Source organism: Nostoc sp. ChiVER01, assembly GCF_034531155.1.
Taxonomy (GTDB): Bacteria; Cyanobacteriota; Cyanobacteriia; order Cyanobacteriales; family Nostocaceae; genus Nostoc.
Map to the genome: position 1 here is coordinate 42945 of NZ_JAVRBS010000007.1, position 20770 is coordinate 63714.

Genomic DNA, 20770 nt, shown 5'->3' on the forward strand with positions numbered 1-20770 from the left:
AATCAGTGAGTGCAACTTAGGTAATAAAAATGGTGCGTTAGGCAAAACCATAACGCACCCCACTGTTTATATGCTTAAGTAGCTCAACTCAACTGTTCAAATTTAAATTTCCCTTTAATGAACTTGTTAAAGTATTGACCTTTAGACGGCGCATTGTCTAAGTCTTCCTTGACACTGGGAGGTACTTTGAAATACTCGTAAACACTTCCACTATCAAATTCAATAGTCAGTGTTTGAGTTTTTGGCTCATAGCTAAATTGCTTAATAACACTGCCTTCGGGCTTGAGTAGCGGGAAGGCGATCGCATCCCGAATACTGGCACAATCAGTTAATAACATTACCAACCGATCAATCCCAATCCCTAAACCACCCGTAGGCGGCATACCGTATTCAAGGGCTGTCAAAAAGTCTTCATCTACACCTTGGGCTTCTAAATCACCAGCAGCTTTCCTTTCAGCTTGGGCTTCTAGGCGTTCTCTTTGATCGATAGGATCTGTAAGTTCTGAGAAGCTATTCCCAGTTTCTCGCCCGACGATAAATAACTCAAATCTTTCCACCAAACCAGGTTGAGAACGGTGGGGTTTTGCTAAAGGCGAAATTTCTACTGGGTAATCAATTACAAAGGTAGGTTGAATTAAATTAGCTTCTACTTTCTCTTCAAAAGCTAAATTCAGTAACTTACCAATTGATTTCGCTTCATCTACACCAGGAATAGCAGCATTTTTACTCGCTGTTTTTGCTTCTTCCAATGTTTGGAAAGAATTGAAATCCAAGCCTGTAAATTCTTTAACTAAATCATGCATTGTTACCCGTCGCCAAGGTGGTGTTAAATCTATCGGTTCTCCTTGGTAGGTAATTTGCAATGTGCCGAGTACGTCTTGAGCGACAGTGGTAATAATCCCTTCTGTCAGCGCCATCATATCATTGTAGTCGGCGTAGGCTTGGTAAATTTCAATCGTCGTAAATTCGGGATTGTGTCGAGTCGAAATTCCCTCATTACGGAAAATCCGTCCCAATTCAAACACCTTTTCAAAACCACCTACAATCAACCGCTTGAGATGGAGTTCTGTGGCAATTCGCAGATACAACTCCATTTCTAAAGTGTTGTGGTGGGTGATAAATGGACGCGCATCTGCACCCCCAGCTTCACTTTGCAAAACTGGCGTTTCAATTTCTAGAAAATCTCGTTCTTCTAAATAGCGGCGAATACCGGCAGTAATTTGGGCGCGACGGCGGAAAGTTTGCCGCACTTCCGGGTTAACAATCAAGTCAACGTAGCGCTGACGGTAGCGCTTGGCAACATCCGTTAATCCATGCCACTTGTCGGGTAGGGGCAATAGGGATTTAGTCAGGATAGTATATTGTTTAACGTAGACAGATAACTCGCCCTTTTCAGTCCGTTTAATAGTACCTTTAACTCCCAGGATGTCGCCTGCATCTGTGAGTTGTTTTAAGTGATTGAAGGCATCAGCATCAATATCTGCCATCCCTTCTTGGATGCGATTTTTATCCAAATAAAGCTGAATTGTGCCAGTTTCATCTTGCAAAGTGAAGAAAGCCAGTTTACCAAAAACGCGACGCGCCATAATGCGTCCAGCGATCGCAACTTCTAAATCAACTTCTTCACCACTGGCTAAATCGGCAAACTTTTCTTGCAACTTTGCTGCGTGATGGGTAGATTCCCAACGATAGGCGTAGGGATTAGTCCCTAGCTGCTTAAGTTGTTCTACTTTCTCCAGCCTTGCGGCTCGGATATCTTCTTCCGACATGGTAACGAACTAAATAGGGCAAGATTAATTATAGATGCTGCAAAAGTTGAGAGTAAGAGATATTTGCACTTTGCAGATGATAATATCGCCAAACCAAATACAATGACACAAACTAGAGTGCGCTTGTGGAATGTAGATGAATATCACCGGATGCTTGAGACGGGTATTATCACAGCCGATGAACGGGTAGAACTGATTGATGGGCAAGTTATCCCCATGAGTGCCAAAAATCCCCCCCATGCAGCGACAACGCTGTGTGCATCTGATTATCTCAAGCGTTCGCTAGCAGAAGTTGCCTTAGTTCGGGTGCAAGATCCCATTCAGTTAAGCCAATACTCGGAACCTGAACCAGATATTGCCGTTGTCCGCATTGATGCGCGAAAGTACATTGATCATCATCCTGCACCCAATGAAATCTTTTTATTGATTGAGGTAGCAGATACAACGCTAGACACGGATCGCAAACAGAAAGCACCTTTATATGCTAAGGCAGGAATTGCTGAGTACTGGATTTTGGATGTGAATCAGCGTCAGGTTTATGTTTTCCGTGAACCGGGTTTGGAAGGCTACAATTTGAAATTTATTTTGCCGGAGGATGCAACTTTATCTTTGATGGCATTTCCAGAAATTGAAGTTCAGATTAGTCAACTGTTTCCATAAGTTCGGCAATTTTAAATTCCTTCACAATACCAATTTTGTATGAAGATGCGCTAAACCATATTTAAGTATAAGAAATAAGAAAGAGAAACGAACCGCAAAGGGGAGGCAGCGCGGTCTTGGGGGTCTCCCCCATGAGCGACTGCCGTCGCAAAGGACACAAAGAAAGAAAGTGCGATCGCTTACTTTATCGCATTTTATCCAAAAGACTGTCATAGAAAATATGATTGATATCTTCTATGACAACGATTTAATAATTCAATGTACAAATCAATCCTTTATTTATGACCTACTATTAGCGAATGCCTAGATGAAATTGCTTTCATTTTCAAGTTAGTAAATTGCACGATCGCCTTTACAAAATCTTGCTGTTCTGGTTGCAAATGTAGTTTTTCTAGGGCTTGATTCATATTATTACCAGCCCGGAGATTGCGATTAAGTTGGGCACGTTGCGATGTGTTTAAGACTGCCTCAATTTCCCTATTTCTTCTCTGACGCACAGCCTGAAGTTCTTGGCGTTGTAAAGGAGTCAGGTTAATCTCCGACGAGGTGGAGTAGCTAGCAGTTTTGGTAGTTTGGGCAGAAATAACACCAGAACTAGTATGGAGTTGAACGGGTGCAGCTAAGGCAATTCCCGGCATGGAAAGGACAATAGTTAGAATAGCAGCGAACACAGAAAGCCGTTTTGTCAAGTAAATTGCCATATTCAGAAATGCCTACATCTAAATTTAATGCTGAGATATAGTTAAGCAATTTTCAAGTCTTAATTTTGAATTTTGAATTTATCCACCCTCAAGAGGATGGTAGTTCAGCTAAAAAATATTATCCGCTTTAAAGGAATCCAAAAAACTAGAATGGCAAACTTAACTGAATTATTTTTGCTAAAATCCAGACTCAAATTCAAGTTTTTACAAAATCATCACTTGATGGCTCATTTCTGTTAGTCTGTCAATGCGTAAATCCTGCAAGTAGCTCGTGATTTTATTTTAGAACACCTATCACAGAAGTTTGGCTTGATTGCATAATATCAATTATCTGTCAATGCGTAAGTTCTCAATTTAATTTCTGGAAATCCCTCAGACAAAGTATGTGCTAAAAGAGATATAAATAGTGCATCAGGCAAATCTAACGCACTATATATAACTTCATTTAAGTACTCACAACTACTCAGACCTTTTCATTCTGTCAATTTCTCGTTGTAATTCTTCAATCTGACGGCGTAAAGTTTCTGTTTCATTGGTGGAAGATTCTGCTGCAACATTTACTGATCCGGAAGCAGGCGATCGCTGATAATTTCCTCGGCGAATTTGCTGGTATTCTTCAGATATTGCCCACGCCCGTAAGTAATGCAGGCGTTCCACTGGGAAAGGATGGGTCAACATCGTACCCTGAGCGCCATTGTAGATCAAAAATTTATATACCTGATTTAATCCATCTTCATCTAATGCCTGATAATTTTCTGACTGCTTGATAAACTCTTGTAAACTACATTCATTGGCATATTTGTTACTACCACCAGAGAGTTTCATCATCGTTGACATCACGGGATTCAAGTCATCCATGACTAGTAGTGCGGCGCGATCTGACGATAACTCAGCTTTACGCCGCCACTCGAAAAAGGCGTAAATCAAACCTTGTGTGACAATATTACCGATGCCGAAAGTTAATTCTCCCAAAGCGGAAGCAGCACTCATTGCCCACATCGCCATTTGAATTAAAATAGTATGACCACATTTAATATGCCCCAGTTCATGGGCTAGCACCGCCCGAATCTCGGCTTCGTCTAGTAAGTCTAGTATCCCTGTATTTATGACTATGTAAGGATTCTCTTGCCCCAGTGCATAGCTATTTGCTTGGGGATTTTGCGAGACAAACAGTGTCGGTTCTGGGTAAATGTCCAAATCTCGGACGCATTCCCGAAACATCTGGTAAATAGTGGAATATTGACGCGGCCCTACTTGGATGGTGTTACCCATTAGATAGACTAACTGAGGGCGTTCGTAGATAAATTCCACAAATTTACGAGCGATTAAATCAAATCCTGGTAAATTTCGTAAAGCTTGCTCGGCTTGGCGATCTAGTGGATGCCTAAAGGCTTCGCTGGAAATTCCTGTGTAAGTTGGCATAATTCAGGGTATTGGGTGATTGGTCATTGGTCATTGGTCATTAGCAAAGGACAAAGGACAAATGACAAAGGACAAAGGACAACATAATAGAAGTGGGGCAATTGGAAGTAAAAGTCACTTTGTATGGAATTAAAAGCGTGTGATTGAAGCAGAAGTTCATTTTTCACTACATAACTTTTTGCGATCGCAGGCGGGGTTCCCTTCCTGGCCCCATCATTTGACGATGGCACGGTTGGTAGCACGCGCCTTGCGCCTGGGACGTAGCGCCCTAATTCAAGTAGGGGCGGTTTGTGGCTATCAAGGGCGATATCGTACTAGTTTCATAGCATCAGCCCTAATGTGGCATGGCCCTGTAATTATTGTTGCTCAAGAAGCGGTGCAACAACTTCTACTGCGGGTGGAAATTCCCCGTCTACAGCAGTGGCTACCAGCCAACAAACCGATTAGGACAGGTGATGCTTGGCCTAGTGCTGAGTTCCAAGGGCTACTGTTGACCTCTCCAGAAGCTTGGTTAAAAGGACAATTTGCTGGTGGCTCCTGCTTTCCCCAAGGCATCCCCACAATTATTGATGGAGTAGACGACCTAGAAGATTGGGTGCGCGATCAACTTACGCAAGATATTCAACCCGATGATTGGGAACAACTCATCCTGGCTTGCCCAAATCAAGCTGAGGTAATTCGTGAAGCAAGGATACAACTTACACATCAACTTTTTCAGCATCCTGTCAATCCATATCAGTGCTATCTAATTTCCCAGCCAGAAATAGAAATTTTAAATCGTCTCTATTCTGCTTTAGGGTCAATACAAGCACTTCCAGAACCTTGGAAAAATTTCTGGCAGCAATTTCAAACCCTTAATGAAAATCTTTCCTCCCTTGCTCCCTCATCTCCCCCTGCCCTCTTCTGGGCGACTATTGCCCATCGACAAGGTTTATTTTCTTTACACTACGCCCCAATGGAGTTAGGGGAAATACTCTCACCTATTTGGCAGCGACAACCAGTAGTTTTAATTGGCAGCGCTATCGAACCGGAAACTGAGGCTCCTCTTTTCCGACAGCGACTTGGTTTGGACGATTTAACTTGCCTGAAGTTCTCTGCGGATCAAGCAGAAGCAATTCAACTGTATGTACCCTATAAATTGCCCCTACCCAACACGCCAGAATTTCAAGCGGCATTTATTCACAAAGTCCGCACACTGGTTTGTCTAAGTGCTACAGCACCAGGATTAACGGTTGTCTTGGTGGGGGATGTACCACTAAAGGCTCAAGTTGCGACAATTCTGGCTTCAGAATTTGGTTCACGGGTGCAAGTAGAAAAAACTTGTTTAGATGAAAATGGTATTTTGATTAGCGGTTGGGAATTTTGGCGAGAACATCAGCGAGTTTTGCCAGCACCCCATCTGTTAATTATTGCTACTTTACCTTTACCATCTCTAGAAAATCCGCTAGTAGCTGGTAGGGTAGCTCGTTATAAGCGATCGCATCAAGATTGGTTCCGTTTATATTTGTTGCCAGCAGCCTTGAGTGAATTACAAAGAGCGATCGCTCCAGTCCGAGAAAGTCAAGGTATTGTTGCTTTACTTGATAGTCGTGTAGTTAATCGCAGCTACGGCGCTCAAATTCTCGCAGCTTTAAGCCCTCTGGCCCGCATTAACTATCTCGACCCCAGTCTGTTTTCTAATACCGATGAAGAAAATTCTGCCTAAAGTTCAGTTCCCAATGCCCAATTTAAATTTTGTCAACCAAAGCGCGATCGTCTAAAAGCAAGCACTATTATCAATTTATTGCCTCTCTGTAGCTATGATTCCTGGCAAGATAAATTTAGATAGAACCTAAGTAAAAATTTGAGTTGCTGATTATGGGTGAAGCAAAGCGTCGTAAAACCACATTAGGGGAAACATACGGTCAAGAGAAAGAGACTCGCATCTTGCCTTGGCTTCCCATCACAAAAAAGCAAGCCGAATTATTTGTCAGTTGGACAAGTCGTGGTGCTTGGATAGGTATTGTTCTTATGGTTGTAGCATGGACAACTATCCGTTTTATCGGCCCAGCCTTCGGTTGGTGGCAAGTAGTCAACTAAATGCTGCTGTAGAATAGCCCTTTCAAGCTGGGTAAAAATTTTGCCTAATAAACTTCAACCTCTTAACTCTGTATTCTCTGTGCCTGTGCGGTTAAATAAAAGAATTTTTAGCCGCACAGAGACGGAGTAGGACACTTGCGTGGGCGGGTTTCCCGACTTGAGTAAAGTGTCCGTGGTGCAGAGAGAAAAAAAGAGATTTTACCAGTCAACTTGAAAGGGCTGATCTTAAATTGGAATTTTCCCGCAGGTTTGGTCAGTATATGTTCTGCGTCTTGGGTCTATCTTTGTAGTATGTAAAGAAGCACTTTTGACCTGAGATTATGCCCTTCTCTAAAAAACCCCTCACCTACACATCCAGCCACAAAAGCAATCAAGTCGATAACTACCACGGTAATTTAGTCGCAGATCCTTACCGTTGGCTAGAAGATCCTGACTCTGAAGAAACAAGGGCTTGGATTGAGGCACAAAATCAAGTTACTTTTGGCTACTTGAAGGAAATTCCTACCAGGGAAAAAATTAAACAACGCCTCACCAAACTTTGGGATTATGAAAAATATGGCATCCCTTTTAAAGAAGGCAAATCTCTGCAAGACGGTTCCACTGAACGCTACTTTTATTTCAAAAATGATGGACTACAAAACCAAAGTGTCCTCTACACTCTGAAAACCCTCGACGATCAACCCAAAGTTTTACTCGACCCCAATAAACTTTCAGAAGATGGTACTGTTGCTCTTTCGGGATTGTCCATTAGCGAGGATAGTAAACTTTTAGCATATAGTCTATCCGCCTCTGGTTCTGATTGGCAAGAATGGAAAGTACGCAATGTCGAAACTGGTAAAGACCTGCAAGATCACCTGAAGTGGATTAAATTTTCTGGCGCATCGTGGACACATGATAATCAAGGTTTCTTTTACAGTCGCTACGATGAGCCAAATGAAAAAACTCAATTAGAAGATGTTAACTATTATCAAAAGCTCTACTATCATCAGCTAGGTAAACCCCAATCAGAAGATGTACTAATTTATCATCGTCCTGACCAAAAGGAATGGGGTTTTAGTGGCGGTGTTACTGAAGATGGACGCTATTTAATAATTTCAATTTGGCTAGGGACTGACTCCAAAAATTTGGTTTTCTTTAAAGATTTGACTAACCCTAATGCTGAAGTCGTAGAACTAATTAACCAATTTGAGGCAGATTACAGCTTTATCGATAATGATGATAGCGTGTTTTATTTCCGCACGGATTTAAATGCACCAAGGGGAAGAGTGATTGCTATTGACACCAAAAACCCTGCACCAGAAAATTGGCGAGAAATCATTCCTCAATCAGCAGAAACGTTGGAAAGTGTCGGGATACTCAATAACCAATTTGTTGCTGATTACCTCAAAGATGCTCACAGCCAAATTAAAATATTCGACCTCAAAGGTGCATTTATTCGTGAGGTAGAATTACCTAGACTCGGTTCAGCCGGAGGTTTTGGAGGTAAGCGTCATGATACCGAAACTTTTTATAGTTTCACCAGTTTCACCACACCAGGAACTATCTATCGCTACGATATGGTAACTGGTAAAAGTAGCATTTTCCGCCAGCCAGAGGTAGATTTTAATCCTGATGATTACGAGACGAAACAAATCTTTTATCATAGCAAAGATGGTACTAAGGTACCAATGTTTATTACTCATAAAAAGGGCATAAAGTTAGATGGAAATAACCCGACTTATCTCTATGCCTATGGTGGTTTTAATGCCTCAATGACACCTAGTTTTTCTGTGAGTCTTTTGGTGTGGATGGAGATGGGTGGTGTCTATGCTATGCCTAATATACGCGGCGGTGGAGAATACGGCGAAGAATGGCATCAAGCAGGAATGAAAGATAAAAAGCAGAATGTCTTTGATGACTTTATTGGTGCTGCTGAGTGGTTAATTGCGAATAAGTATACTAAGACAGATAAGCTAGCGATCGCAGGTGGTAGTAACGGCGGTTTATTAGTGGGTGCTTGTATAACGCAACGTCCCGATTTGTTTGGTGCAGCTTTACCAGCAGTTGGCGTCATGGATATGTTGCGCTTCCACAAATTTACCATCGGCTGGGCTTGGACTTCTGAATATGGTTCAGCAGATAATCCAGAAGAGTTTCCAACGCTGTATGCTTATTCACCACTACACAACATTAAACCAGATACAGCTTACCCAGCAACCTTAATTACCACAGCCGATCATGACGATCGCGTTGTCCCTGCTCATAGTTTCAAATTTGCCGCAGCTTTGCAAGAGGCTCACGCAGGTGATGCGCCAGTTCTAATTAGAATTGAGACTAAAGCAGGACATGGTGCGGGTAAACCCACGGCTAAAATTATTGAGGAAGCCGCAGATAAATGGGCTTTTTTGGTGCGTACTTTGAATGTTGAAGTTTAGGAGTTGATTTATTTCTTGAGTTTGGACTAATTGGCATTTAGCAGCAATGAATAGAAATCAAGAAAAAGTTACCCAACTTCTTTGTATTGACTGCTTTATTAATTTCGATAAAGGCGATCGCTTCCACTTCTGGGTAAGGTGTATCCCAAATACTGCTAATTTTTTATCTCCACCCTTACCGCTTTCCTGCATCTGAGCAAGAAGTTTAATTTTTTAACGAACTTTGGGGGTTTAAGTCCCCTGCCTAATGACGGCAGCCCGTTTTGGGTCGGGGTCTAAATCCCCGGATGTTCGCAGACTCGCTAACGCAAAACGTAATTGCGAATTGCGTTAGCGGAGCGGGGCGTTAGCCCATTGCCAATTGTTTTAATCCCTCTTGTGCTTAAAACGCGACAGCTTGGGCTGTCCCCTTCAGATTGATTGTTGTATAAATTTGTTTTTGCCCCTGGTTGAATTGAGGAATCACAGAAAAGCGGTTTATTGTAGTGATTCCTTTAGTTTCAACTTTTGCTTCGATGTTATTTCCAAGGTTTACACGAGGTATGAGCAAGGTAAATGTGGTGTTGCCAGTATCTACTGTCTTTTTAATAGTTACAGTTACTAGCGTACCAATTTCTGTATCTACTGTACGGATCTCATCTCCAGTAAAGTTTAATGTCTGTTTCTGCTCTTGATAGTTGAAAAGGGGCTTACCAGTAAAGCTTGACGTTGAGTAATTAATACTGACTTTCTCGCCTTTTGAATTATACCCTGTGAAATTATACAAGTTCGGTGTTCTTTGTACTTGAGCATGAGATTGTAATACAGGTATTGCTGCTAAGGTTATACCTAATGTGAATGATGTAATTAAGTTTCTTGTAAGCATATTTCCAAAAGTTATTGCTAATTAGACGAAGATATCTACGCCGATAGGATGACAAGGAATAAAACCAATTCTAAAAATGGATATTCCGGAAAACTTGTCAAATGAAACACATCGCAATTGTTGTTAACATGTTTGTAACATTTTGTAATACTGCGTAGAGTTACATCTGACTTTAAAGTTGAGAGTGGTGAGTGAGGGAAGATCACTTTCATGCTTGGTTGTGAAACTTGCTTCATCGGGACTGTCTTTAAAATAGAGAACAAATGCCAATAAATAATAAAAGAGATTTTTATACCTTCGTTGTAAGTTATTGCTCGTAGATGTCTTGCAAATAGGTAAACTTTAAAACCGCCTATTACAGCATGGCGGAAATAAAGCTACCATTGAAAATGGTAAAAAAACCGAAAATATAAGTCTTTTGACTTCCAGAAAGCGATACAAAGGTTTTGTTTTATAATTAGAAATTTTGCATTTCCCATTGCTTATGAAGCTACGCTCATATATGCTTGTAGGGTTTTTTCTTAGCCTTGTGCTAAGTATTTTGCCTTTTTCGGGCAATTTCACTAATGCTGCAACACCAACAACAGTCGCACCTGTATCTGCTGTGTCATTCATCCAAGGGGTACAAAAAACCGTATTAGACAACGGCTTAACAGTTCTAACTAAAGAAGTCCATACTGCTCCAGTAGTGAGCGTCCAAGTTTGGTATAAAGTTGGCTCACGTAATGAGGTTAAGGGAGAAAATGGCATTTCTCACCAGCTAGAACATTTAATGTTCAAAGGTACAACTGACCGTCCTGTGCAGTTTGGTAGGTTATTTAGTGCCTTGGGTAGCCAGTTTAATGCTTTTACTAGTTATGACGAAACAGCTTACTTTGGCACTGTGCAACGAGACAAACTCGAAGCATTGTTGACATTAGAAGCCGATCGCATGGAAAACTCTTTAGTTGGGCCTGAACAACTCACAAGTGAAAAGCGGGTGGTAATCTCCGAGTTACAGGGGTATGAAAATTCACCAGGCTATCGTCTGAGTCGGGCAGTGATGCGAGATGCTTTCCCTAATAGAGCCTATGGCTTACCTGTAGGAGGCACAAAAGCTGATGTAGAAAAATTCACGGTGGAGCAGGTGCGGAATTATTACCAAACCTATTACAGCCCAGAAAATGCCACGTTGGTTATTACAGGCGATTTTGCTACAGAACCTGTACTCAAAGTTGTTAAAGAAACTTACGGAAAGTTGCCAAAACGACCCAAGAGGGTTGTGGCTAAAAATTCTCCTCAGGTGACTGCTTTTAATGTTGCCAAAAAAACACCCATCGTCCTTAAGCAACCTGGAAGTGCAGCACTATTGCAAGCGGTGTATCCTCTACCAGATATCAAGCATCCTGATGTCCCGGCAATTGATGTGATGGATGCCATCCTTACAGGCGGACGTAGTTCTAGGCTTTACCAAGCTTTGGTGGAATCTGGACTCGCTAGTTCAGTGAGTGGTAGTGCTTCCGAACTTATCGAACCAGGTTGGTATGAAATTAATGCTACGGCAGCTCCGGGTCAAGAGTTAAGTAAAATTGGCCAAGTGCTTCAGGAATCTTTAGCAAAATTGCAAGAACAGCCAGTTACTACTGAAGAATTGAACCGGGCGAAGACGCAACTGCAAGCCTCGTATATTTTAGGGAACCAAGACATTACTAGTCAGGCAACCCAACTGGGATATAACCAAACAGTGGCCGGTGATTATCGTTTTATTGAACAGTATCTGGCTGCGATCGCAAAAGTCACCCCAGCCCAAGTACAGAAAGTAGCGAAAACTTACCTGAATCCGGCAAAACAAACCATCGGCTTCTTTGAACCAACTCAACCAGACGGCAAACCAGGGGCTTCTAGCGCTGGTTCTGGTCGCACAGTGGAAAATTTCAGCCCTGGTAAGCCTGTAGATCCAGCAGAACTGGCGAAATATCTGCCACCTGCCACATCAGCGACAGATTCGGGCAAACAATCATTACCAGAAGAGTTTACCTTAAATAATGGTTTGCGGGTTTTGCTATTGCGCGATCGCAACCTCCCCACCATTAACCTGAATGGACAAATTGATGCTGGTAGTGAATTTGACGGCAACCAAAAAGCTGGATTAGCGAATTTGACTGCGGCCAACTTAATGAATGGGACGCAGACTAAAAATGCTCTTACCCTAGCAAAAACCTTAGAAGACCGGGGAGCCGATTTGAACTTTGGTGCCAGCCGCGAGGGAGTTAACGTTAGCGGTGAGGGACTTTCAGCAGACTTGCCGATATTGATTCAAACTCTGGCAGATGTACTGGAAAATGCCACTTTCCCAGCCGATCAATTAGAACTGAGTCGCCAACGGGCGCTGACAAGTCTCAAAGTCCAGCTAGATGACCCTAGAGGTTTAGGAAGACAAGTATTTCAGCAAGCAATTTACCCAGAAAATCATCCATTCCACAGCTTTCCTACAGCTGAGAGTTTAAAAAGTATTACTCGTAATGATTTGCTTGGCTTCTACCAGACACACTACCGACCAGATAACACAACCATTGCCTTAGTAGGAGACTTTGATCCAGTTAAGGTAAAAGCTTTGCTAAATCAGGTATTTGGCAAATGGTCAGCCCCAGGTAAGCCACCTGTTTTGAAAATACCATCCGTGCCATTACCGGAAACTTTGACACGTTTAAATAAAGTGATTCCTGGTAAGTCCGAAGCTGTTACTTACATCGGCTACAACGGTATCTCTCGGAAAGATCCACGTTATTATGCAGCACTAGTACTAAATCAAATTTTGGGTGGTGATACCTTAGCAAGCCGTTTGGGTACGGAAGTGCGCGATCGCCAAGGTCTAACCTACGGTATCTATAGTGGTTTTGCTGCCGGAATCAATCCCGGCCCGTTCTTGATTCAGATGCAGACTGCTCCTGGTGATGCTCAAAAAGCGATCGCTAGTACTCTCGCTTTACTCAAACAGTTACGCGAACAAGGAGTGACTGAGGCAGAATTCAATGCAGCAAAACGCTCAATTACTAATAGCTATCCTGTGGATTTAGCTAATCCTAGTGATGTATCAAGCATAATTTTGGATAATGCTGTCTTAGGACTTTCACGCTCAGAAATCCGAGACTTTCCCAAGAGAATACAAGCAGTTACAATGGTTCAGATGCAACAGGCAATTGAAGATTTAATTAAGCCGGAAAGTCTGATAATTGTTACTGCTGGCCCTGGAGAGACTGTACCCAAGGGCAGCTAATTGCCTCGATTTAAAACACAAAGGTGCTAAAATTTGTTTTACGCCTTTGTGTTTTAGCTTAAGGCTATTTCGTTCTAGACATAATACTTATTTAAATGAATTATTTTGTCGAAAAATGATGATGAAAATTAGTATAAAATCCCTGAGCAGAAAGCCTATTCTCCCAAAGTTTTCGGCACTCATACTGCAAATCTAAGAATTCTTGGTCTGAAATATTGCTATGGAATTCAGCTACTTTTTCAGCAATATGTGGTATTTCCTTCTCATCTATCCATACGCAATATTTTTTCCAGTCTATTATAGACTCGTCAGGTAAAACGCAGTCTGTATCAATAAAAATTGGAATACGACCACAACTAAGAATTTCATATAATCGAATAGAATAGTTTGCAGAACCACGACAGGATAAAATATAGTCACTCTCGACCATATTGTTCACATATTCAGCACGAGCCTTCTGTCTTTGCTCTATATCTTGTGTATTTAGAAATACTGCTTCGTTTTTGATAATGAAGTTTGTATTTACTAAAGACGGGTTTTCTGCAAGTACTTTCAGAGCCTGACTACGCAAAATTTGTCCTTTGTAAGGCGGAACTCCAAGCTCAAATGATTTGGTTAACATCGCCCCGTGAAATAAAACCGTTTTTAGTTTATTTTCCCATGAATCCGTTACTGCTAGTCCACAAAATCCAACAACAGGTTTCTCAGATTTATGCCTGAGAGACATTTGTCCTCCTAAATATTCTTTAACAAAATCTTCAGTAAAAGAAGGCATAATAATATCATTTTGCTTCATTTTCGACCGATATACTGCCATCCGAAATACTGTTGCATTCTTGACAGGAATTTCTTCGGCGCAACAATCACCTGCAAAAAAAATAATTAATTTTTTGCCGCTATTAGCTACTTTTTCTGCAAATTTAATAGATAGACTTTCTGCTTCTTTATTAATTTTACTTCTCCAACTCTCTCCTCTGATTATTCTCCAGTTTATAGGCATTACAACTAAGTCAGCTTCTTGTAAAGAAGTCATTTTAAAAAGAGAATTACCTATTTCTAAATACTTACCATACAATCTAGACCAAGGGTATTTTTCAGTAGGGAGAAATTCCCTCCAAAGGGGATAAAGCATTGGAACTGGCTCCATTCCTTTAGGTAGATAATCTTTATCAGAATAGATACTTAATTGCATATTTTAACCTGAATTCTGACTAGTTGAATGACTGAGGAATTTTACAATAAATTAAATTAATTTCAAATAACCTTTGGATATATTTCTTTTTATACCAATAATTTATGAAAATATACTTAAAATGATATTAGCCAAACATAGGTTTGTAATGCAACCCTTTGGGAATCCTGCTACGCGTAGCGTCTTGTAAAAAGAGCTAAAGTCCTCATATTTTTATCTAAGGGGGAAAGTTTATTTAAAAAAGCAATAATTTCTGGCTCTTAGCGGCAGGTAAGATTACTTTTATAATTAGGATTGACGCAACATAAATTTCTACTAAATTGATAATTAGTAAATATTTCGCTTGAAAAATTATATTTTTGCCCGAACTAGCAAATTAAACTGGACAGAGTACAAAAGCAAGTCGAAATGCTACGAATCTAAGCCTAGTTGCACACCTAATTCTTGATCGTAATGGGCATGTTCCCAATTTTTTGCAGCTTTGATTTGATCTACACTTAAGTTATAAGCATCTTGTAAATCAGTTTGTTCTAGGTTAGCATCCACTAAAATAGCTCTAATCATATTTGCATTTCTTAAATTTGCACCACTTAGATCAGCTAGCTTAAAATTTGTTTCTGTACAATTAGCTTCAGCTAGAACTGCTTCCTGTAGATTGGCACTGCGAAATTGGACTCTACAAAGATTAGCTTTTCGGAAGGATGTGCAACATAAATCTGCTTTAAAAAAATCAGTCCCAGTAAAATCTATTTTGGCCCAATAGGCGTTGGCAGCCTGCACCTCAGATAAATCAAGTTCTTGCAATTTAGAGTCCTGCGCGAGCGAAGTAGTTAATACTTTACGAACTTTTGTTTTAGTTTCGTTAATTAAAGCTACTGCTAATATTTGTTTGGTTAAATTAATCAGTTGGTTCTTTCTGTATTCTGGGACACTCCATTCACTAGGAAATTCTTGTAAGAGCGAACCTAGTTTCATTGCTGCTGCTGCACGTAATAATGGTCGTTCTGGTGTAGTCAATTCTTGAATAATAGCTTGGTAAGCTGTATCTATATCTTTACGATGTTCAAAATCTAGCCGTTTTTGCTCTTTATCAGCTTCAAAATCTAATCGGTCTTTATTTGTCTCTTTTTGTGCAAGAACATAACCTCCAACAGCCCCCCTACAGTGACGAAAGCTCCCAGTAACTTGATCCAAAATAGACTTCCCCCAGTCTCACTTCTAATTTGCCTAATTTCTGCTGTAAGTTTGTCAATCTCACGCTGTGTTTTTTGTTTACCTACATCATTTAATAATTTATTGTCATATCTACTAAGAGAACCTTGTTCTACTACCACTTGAGAGACAAAAGCAACAACTAAAGTAGCAAGCAAGACTGCTACTACTATTAGAGCTATACTTTGGTTAAAAAATTTTTTTTTAATGCATAAGCTTCTTTGGTTTTCATAATTATTTTATTATTAAAGAAATGATTGAATATCACTAAATATATCATTTTTTGGCTAATTACTAGCCATTCTTGTTTTAACAAAGCAGGATTTGCTTGTTGTTTATCAAAATCGGAAATTTCTCGTAAAAGAATAGGAATAATTTTTTTATTATGCTTTGCTGCATATTTAATCTCTTCTTTGCAAACTTCAGAAATAATGGAATCAGGGCTGACAATAAAAATAAAAATATCCGTATCTTCAATACCAGTTTTAACTTTCTCCCACCAATCTGTAAATCCCTGAGCATCAATCCAGTCAACCCAAATGTTGTGGTTGTTTTTTTTAGTCCATCATTAAATTTATGTACATATTCTTTATCTTTATGGGAGTATGAGATAAAAATATTTGCCATATATTCACAAACATAATAAATTCTAACTTTACGCCAAGTACTGTCTGCAAGCGATATAGAGTAATGTCATTATTAACTCCTGATTAGAAAGCAAACCCTTAATTATTTCGCCTAAGTTTCAACTCTCCCCTCTATGTCGATGAAGTTGATGTATGGTAATATACCAGATTCAGCTAACTTTTTAGCTGTTCATCGGTAGCCTGTCCACGCAAGGCATCTGCAAATATATCTGCGGTAGCACTACCAGCAATCACAACAACTAACCTTCCAGGATTAACGCTAATACTGAGTGCTTAAGTTTTGCAGCGTAGAACTTCGCAGTCATATTCCGCAATTGTTGAAGCGTTCAGCTTTTTGTCTTGCAGAGGAGCGATGTCTCCGACGGCTACGCCTACGCAACGCCGCTTTATTTAGCGCAGCCTCAACAAGCAACGTTATGATAATTAATCGTCTAATAATAAATAAGTTGGCACAAATAAACCTCAATAGTACGGAGACGATTAATCGCCTCTGTAGAGCAGTCAAAAATCATTGAACTATAGACTTTGGGCTATAGACTCTTGAGAGTGGACTGTTAGGTGCTGCGTCCAACCAAAATCAGCCGTTGTACAAATTTCCATAAGGATAATTGAAGTGACTAGGACTAATTCAGACTTTCTTTCTTCCACCGATCCAGCGATCGCGGAGTTAATCAACGACGAACTACAGCGTCAGCGAGATCACTTGGAGTTAATTGCTAGCGAAAACTTTACCTCTGCTGCTGTATTAGCTGCTCAAGGTTCGGTACTGACAAATAAATATGCCGAGGGATTACCTGGTAAACGCTACTATGGCGGTTGTGAGTATATCGACAAAATCGAGCAACTAGCAATCAATCGTGCTAAACAGATATTTGGTGCTGCTCATGCGAATGTGCAACCTCATTCTGGCGCACAAGCCAATTTTGCAGTGTTCCTGTCGCTGCTGCAACCAGGAGACAAAATTATGGGGATGGATTTGTCTCATGGGGGACATCTCACCCACGGTTCACCTGTAAATGTCTCAGGTAAGTGGTTCCAAGTTAGCCACTACAATGTCAGTCAACAAACAGAACAACTTGACTACGATCAAATTCGGGAGCTGGCGCTGAGGGAGCGTCCTAAGCTCTTAATTTGTGGTTATTCGGCTTACCCCCGTATAATTGATTTTGAAAAGTTCCGTAGTATTGCTGATGAAATCGGCGCTTACTTACTTGCTGATATTGCCCATATTGCTGGCTTAGTTGCTAGTGGTCTTCATCCTGATCCCATTCCTCATTGTCATGTAGTAACAACAACTACACATAAGACTCTACGCGGCCCTAGAGGTGGTTTAATTTTGACCAGCGACGCAGAACTAGGTAAAAAGCTAGATAAATCTGTTTTTCCTGGTAGCCAGGGCGGGCCATTGGAACATGTCATTGCTGGAAAAGCAGTAGCTTTTGGAGAAGCCCTAAAGCCTGAGTTTAAAACCTATTCTGCTAAAGTGATTGAAAATGCTCGTGCTTTGGCAGAACAACTGCAAAATCGGGGTTTAAAGCTAGTATCCAATGGTACTGATAACCATTTGATTTTGGTAGATTTACGCTCTGTAGGTCTAACTGGTAAACAAGCAGATCAGCTAGTTAGTACTGTGAATATTACTGCTAACAAAAATACCATACCCTTCGATCCGCAATCACCATTTGTTACTAGTGGTCTGAGGTTAGGTTCGCCTGCAATGACCACGCGAGGTTTAGGAATAGCAGAATTTACCGAGATTGCAAATATTATTAGCGATCGCCTGCTTTCTCCAGATTCCGACGTAGTAACCCAAGATTGTCGGCAACGGGTAGCAGCATTGTGCGATCGCTTCCCCTTATATCCTCACCTAGAAATTCCTGTACCAGCACTAGCATAGGGCATAGGGCATGGGGCATTAGTTATTTCTCCCCCTGCCTCCCCTGCTTCCTCTGCTTCCCCTGCTCCCCCTGCCCCACTCCCTACTCCCCTTCCCCAATCCAATGAGTGCAGAAATTATTTGTGTTGGTACTGAACTGCTGCTAGGAGATATCCTCAACGGCAATGCTCAATTTTTGGCGCAACAATTAGCGCAGCTAGGAATTCCCCATTACTATCAAACAGTGGTTGGGGATAATCCAGAACGGTTAAAGCAAGTTATAGAAATTGCTATTTCCAGAGCGCAAATTCTCATTTTCACTGGTGGACTCGGCCCCACACCAGATGACCTTACCTGCGAAACTATCGCCGATTTTTTTAAAGTCCCGTTGGTAGAACGTTCTGACATCATCGAAGACATAACCCAAAAATTCGCCCAACGTGGTCGGGTTATGTCACCAAGTAATCGCAAGCAAGCTTTGATTCCCCAAGGTGCAGAAATTCTCCCCAACCCCACTGGAACAGCACCCGGTATTATTTGGCAACCTCGCCCTGAAATCACGATTTTTACCTTTCCCGGTGTTCCTAGTGAAATGCACGTAATGTGGGAAGAAACAGCCGTGCCATTTCTCAAAAGTCAAGGTTGGGGTAAAGAAATTATTTACAGTCGGAGTTTAAAGTTTTGGGGTATTGGTGAATCTGCTTTGGCGGAAAAAGTTTCTTCTTATTTGAAGTTGCCAAATCCCACAGTAGCCCCTTATGCAGGTAAAGGGGAAGTAAGATTGCGAGTCTCAGCTAAAGCCACTTCAGAAGCAGCCGCAGAAGCCTTAATTGCACCCATTGAGAAACAACTTACAGAAATTGCCGGACTGGATTTCTACGGCGTTAATAATGATACTCTTGCTTCCGTGGTTGGTCAGTTGTTGCGGGCATCAAAAGAAACGCTTTCGGTGGCAGAATCTTGCACTGGTGGCGGTTTAGGGCAAATGTTGACTGAGATTTCTGGGAGTTCTGATTACTTTTGGGGTGGAGTAATTTCTTATGACAATTCGGTGAAGGTTGGGCTGCTGGGGGTTAACCAGGAAGACTTAGATAAATTTGGGGCGGTAAGTGCAACTGTTGCAGAGCAAATGGCTGTTGGAGTCAAAACTCGCCTTGCAACAACTTGGGGATTGAGTATTACTGGTATTGCTGGCCCAACTGGAGGGACAGATACTAAGCCGGTGGGTTTAGTTTACATTGGTTTAGCTGGGCCAAAGGACGAAGTGGCAAGTTTTGAGTATCAGTTCGGTACAATGCGAGGTCGAGCTTTAATTCGTCATGTCAGCGCGAATGCAGCGTTGGACAATCTGCGACGCAAGTTGTTGACGAGGTAGGAGGTCTATTACGTTTGTCATACAAGTTGTATGACAATCGAACCTATTGACAATCTGATGTTATTTTAAAAAACTCAATTACGTTAGCGACGCAGGAGCGTCATTACAAATTATCCAAGTATGAGCAAAACTCCTATCCTTCAACTTAATCACTCATACACTTTCAGAAGCTATTTTGAGATGTCATTCGAGCCAGAAGATATACTGGCTGAATTTGGCTATTCTTTAAAACGTTCTTCTCTCAATCAACAAAAGTCCACCATTGAATTAGATAGACTCGCAAATCTCAAATCTAGGATTGAAGAGAGTTTGCCATATATTAGTTTGACTAGTGAAGCAGCCCGCAGAGAGTTACTAATTGCACCAATTTTATTGGATGTTGTTCATTACACTCAAGCCCAACTTAGAATCGAATATCCTCTTATAGTTACAGAACAATTAAAAGGTTCCCTTGATTATTATTTGCACGCAGACCATAAACTCTTAGTTGTAGAAGCTAAAAATGCTGATTTAGCAAGAGGTTTTACCCAGCTTGCTGTAGAACTGATTGCTATTGATGCGTGGACTGATTCTCAAGAGGCAAATTTACAAGGGGCTGTTTCTACAGGGGATATTTGGCAATTTGCTCTATTGAATCGAGAAAGTAAACAAATAACCCAAGACCTCAATTTATATCGTGTTCCTGCTGATATAGAAGACTTGCTGCGGATTTTGGTGGCAATACTCAGTAGCTGAGAAATATAGCGATGTATGATCGCAAGCTGCTTTGCATCTACACACTTTTGATTTTGTGATGATAAAGTGGATAAATAATGTCGAAAAAACGTAAATTGCTAGAGAAAGTACTTTCTAGCTCCAAAAATATTCAATTTAATGAACTGGTGACTTTGGTTAAGGCGTTTGGATTTTCTCTATCACGGGTTAATGGCAGTCACCACATATTTACTAATCCAGATATTCCTGAGCTTGTTAACCTGCAAAATCGAAAGGGCGAAGCTGTTCCATATCAAGTCCGTCAACTTTTGATTTTGATTGAAAAATATACACTTACCTTGGAGGATGAAGTATGAAAAACTATCATATTAATATCTTCTACAGTCAAGAAGATGAGGGCTATATTGCTGATATTCCTGATTTGAAATACTGTTCAGCATTTGGTTCAACTGAAGAAGAAGCACTTCATGAAGTTTTGAAAGCAAAAGAAGCATGGTTAGATGCTGCACAAAAAGAGGGAAAACTAATTCCTGAGCCGAGATATCGTCCTGCAATTTACCAGATAGCCTCATGATTAGCAGAGAGGCG

The 20770-nt window shown here is 40.9% G+C and carries 17 protein-coding genes and 1 pseudogene; 11 read left to right on the forward strand and 7 right to left on the reverse strand.

Going from position 1 to position 20770, the window contains the following annotated elements; translation table 11 throughout:
* Nucleotides 1-83 precede the first annotated feature (83 nt).
* Complete coding sequence (lysS, locus tag RMY00_RS11510; RefSeq protein ID WP_322647670.1) at nt 84-1769, reverse strand: lysine--tRNA ligase; 1686 nt, start codon at nt 1767-1769, stop codon at nt 84-86.
* Nucleotides 1770-1871: 102 nt separating this feature from the next.
* Between lysS and RMY00_RS11515 the strand changes: the two genes are divergently transcribed.
* Nucleotides 1872-2429 (forward strand): Uma2 family endonuclease, encoded by a 558-nt coding sequence (locus tag RMY00_RS11515; RefSeq protein ID WP_322647671.1) that lies wholly within the window; start codon nt 1872-1874, stop codon nt 2427-2429.
* A 275-nt stretch (nt 2430-2704) separates the two neighbouring features.
* Here the strand turns inward: RMY00_RS11515 and RMY00_RS11520 are convergent, their stop codons facing one another.
* Entirely contained in the window at nt 2705-3130 is a 426-nt protein-coding gene (locus tag RMY00_RS11520) for a hypothetical protein (RefSeq protein WP_322647672.1), read from the reverse strand.
* 459 nt (nt 3131-3589) lie between these two features.
* The gene (locus RMY00_RS11525; protein ID WP_322647673.1) at nt 3590-4552 is read right to left on the reverse strand and encodes a M48 family metallopeptidase; all 963 of its coding nucleotides are present in this window, start codon (nt 4550-4552) and stop codon (nt 3590-3592) included.
* 139 nt (nt 4553-4691) lie between these two features.
* Here RMY00_RS11525 and RMY00_RS11530 point away from each other — a divergent pair, with 139 nt between their 5' ends.
* The 4 genes from RMY00_RS11530 (at nt 4692) to RMY00_RS11545 (ending at nt 9241) form a co-directional block, all read left to right on the forward strand.
* Nucleotides 4692-6257 carry an ATP-dependent DNA helicase gene (locus RMY00_RS11530; protein ID WP_322647674.1) on the forward strand — a complete coding sequence of 522 codons (1566 nt, stop codon included), beginning with the start codon at nt 4692-4694 and terminating at the stop codon, nt 6255-6257.
* A 152-nt stretch (nt 6258-6409) separates the two neighbouring features.
* The gene (locus RMY00_RS11535; RefSeq protein WP_322647675.1) at nt 6410-6631 is read left to right on the forward strand and encodes a DUF2839 domain-containing protein; all 222 of its coding nucleotides are present in this window, start codon (nt 6410-6412) and stop codon (nt 6629-6631) included.
* A gap of 320 nt (nt 6632-6951) precedes the next feature.
* The gene (locus tag RMY00_RS11540) at nt 6952-9045 is read left to right on the forward strand and encodes a prolyl oligopeptidase family serine peptidase (protein WP_322647676.1); all 2094 of its coding nucleotides are present in this window, start codon (nt 6952-6954) and stop codon (nt 9043-9045) included.
* 46 nt (nt 9046-9091) lie between these two features.
* A complete protein-coding gene (locus tag RMY00_RS11545; RefSeq protein WP_322647677.1) occupies nt 9092-9241 on the forward strand; it encodes a hypothetical protein in 150 nt (49 codons plus the stop codon).
* Between the two features lie 186 nt (nt 9242-9427).
* On the opposite strand, the gene RMY00_RS11550 is transcribed toward RMY00_RS11545, so the two are convergent.
* The gene (locus RMY00_RS11550; protein ID WP_322647678.1) at nt 9428-9910 is read right to left on the reverse strand and encodes a hypothetical protein; all 483 of its coding nucleotides are present in this window, start codon (nt 9908-9910) and stop codon (nt 9428-9430) included.
* 484 nt (nt 9911-10394) lie between these two features.
* Between RMY00_RS11550 and RMY00_RS11555 the strand changes: the two genes are divergently transcribed.
* Nucleotides 10395-13166 (forward strand): pitrilysin family protein, encoded by a 2772-nt coding sequence (locus tag RMY00_RS11555; protein WP_322647679.1) that lies wholly within the window; start codon nt 10395-10397, stop codon nt 13164-13166.
* Between the two features lie 100 nt (nt 13167-13266).
* On the opposite strand, the gene RMY00_RS11560 is transcribed toward RMY00_RS11555, so the two are convergent.
* From RMY00_RS11560 to RMY00_RS36145, 3 genes and pseudogenes are all read right to left on the reverse strand, one after another.
* Nucleotides 13267-14358, reverse strand: coding sequence for an exostosin domain-containing protein (locus RMY00_RS11560; protein ID WP_322647680.1), 1092 nt, complete (start codon nt 14356-14358; stop codon nt 13267-13269).
* A gap of 411 nt (nt 14359-14769) precedes the next feature.
* On the reverse strand, nt 14770-15552 hold the full coding sequence (locus RMY00_RS11565) for a pentapeptide repeat-containing protein (RefSeq protein ID WP_322647681.1): 783 nt from the start codon (nt 15550-15552) through the stop codon (nt 14770-14772).
* A 196-nt stretch (nt 15553-15748) separates the two neighbouring features.
* A pseudogene (locus RMY00_RS36145) lies at nt 15749-16114 on the reverse strand (toll/interleukin-1 receptor domain-containing protein); the annotation flags it as partial.
* A gap of 716 nt (nt 16115-16830) precedes the next feature.
* On the opposite strand from RMY00_RS36145, the gene glyA reads away from it, so the two are divergent.
* From glyA to RMY00_RS11590, 5 genes are all read left to right on the forward strand, one after another.
* On the forward strand, nt 16831-18114 hold the full coding sequence (gene glyA, locus RMY00_RS11570) for a serine hydroxymethyltransferase (RefSeq protein WP_322647682.1): 1284 nt from the start codon (nt 16831-16833) through the stop codon (nt 18112-18114).
* 103 nt (nt 18115-18217) lie between these two features.
* Complete coding sequence (locus RMY00_RS11575; protein ID WP_322647683.1) at nt 18218-19468, forward strand: competence/damage-inducible protein A; 1251 nt, start codon at nt 18218-18220, stop codon at nt 19466-19468.
* A 120-nt stretch (nt 19469-19588) separates the two neighbouring features.
* The gene (locus RMY00_RS11580) at nt 19589-20203 is read left to right on the forward strand and encodes a hypothetical protein (RefSeq protein ID WP_322647684.1); all 615 of its coding nucleotides are present in this window, start codon (nt 19589-19591) and stop codon (nt 20201-20203) included.
* A gap of 77 nt (nt 20204-20280) precedes the next feature.
* Nucleotides 20281-20538 (forward strand): type II toxin-antitoxin system HicA family toxin, encoded by a 258-nt coding sequence (locus RMY00_RS11585; protein WP_322647685.1) that lies wholly within the window; start codon nt 20281-20283, stop codon nt 20536-20538.
* Nucleotides 20535-20756, forward strand: coding sequence for a type II toxin-antitoxin system HicB family antitoxin (locus RMY00_RS11590; RefSeq protein ID WP_322647686.1), 222 nt, complete (start codon nt 20535-20537; stop codon nt 20754-20756). The genes RMY00_RS11585 and RMY00_RS11590 overlap by 4 nt, the downstream gene beginning before the upstream one ends.
* The last annotated feature ends 14 nt before the right edge of the window (nt 20757-20770 follow it).

Excerpts from the sequence above, each read along its gene's own strand:
- RMY00_RS11550 (WP_322647678.1), bottom strand. The coding sequence starts at position 9,910 with ATGCTTACAAGAAACTTAATTACATCATTCACATTAGGTATAACCTTA.
- RMY00_RS11515 (WP_322647671.1), top strand. The coding sequence starts at position 1,872 with ATGACACAAACTAGAGTGCGCTTGTGGAATGTAGATGAATATCACCGG.
- RMY00_RS11545 (WP_322647677.1), top strand. The coding sequence starts at position 9,092 with ATGAATAGAAATCAAGAAAAAGTTACCCAACTTCTTTGTATTGACTGC.
- lysS (WP_322647670.1), bottom strand. The coding sequence starts at position 1,769 with ATGTCGGAAGAAGATATCCGAGCCGCAAGGCTGGAGAAAGTAGAACAA.
- RMY00_RS11585 (WP_322647685.1), top strand. The coding sequence starts at position 20,281 with ATGTCGAAAAAACGTAAATTGCTAGAGAAAGTACTTTCTAGCTCCAAA.
- RMY00_RS11555 (WP_322647679.1), top strand. The coding sequence starts at position 10,395 with ATGAAGCTACGCTCATATATGCTTGTAGGGTTTTTTCTTAGCCTTGTG.
- RMY00_RS11525 (WP_322647673.1), bottom strand. The coding sequence starts at position 4,552 with ATGCCAACTTACACAGGAATTTCCAGCGAAGCCTTTAGGCATCCACTA.
- RMY00_RS11575 (WP_322647683.1), top strand. The coding sequence starts at position 18,218 with ATGAGTGCAGAAATTATTTGTGTTGGTACTGAACTGCTGCTAGGAGAT.
- RMY00_RS11520 (WP_322647672.1), bottom strand. The coding sequence starts at position 3,130 with ATGGCAATTTACTTGACAAAACGGCTTTCTGTGTTCGCTGCTATTCTA.
- RMY00_RS11560 (WP_322647680.1), bottom strand. The coding sequence starts at position 14,358 with ATGCAATTAAGTATCTATTCTGATAAAGATTATCTACCTAAAGGAATG.
- RMY00_RS11535 (WP_322647675.1), top strand. The coding sequence starts at position 6,410 with ATGGGTGAAGCAAAGCGTCGTAAAACCACATTAGGGGAAACATACGGT.
- RMY00_RS11540 (WP_322647676.1), top strand. The coding sequence starts at position 6,952 with ATGCCCTTCTCTAAAAAACCCCTCACCTACACATCCAGCCACAAAAGC.
- RMY00_RS11590 (WP_322647686.1), top strand. The coding sequence starts at position 20,535 with ATGAAAAACTATCATATTAATATCTTCTACAGTCAAGAAGATGAGGGC.
- RMY00_RS11580 (WP_322647684.1), top strand. The coding sequence starts at position 19,589 with ATGAGCAAAACTCCTATCCTTCAACTTAATCACTCATACACTTTCAGA.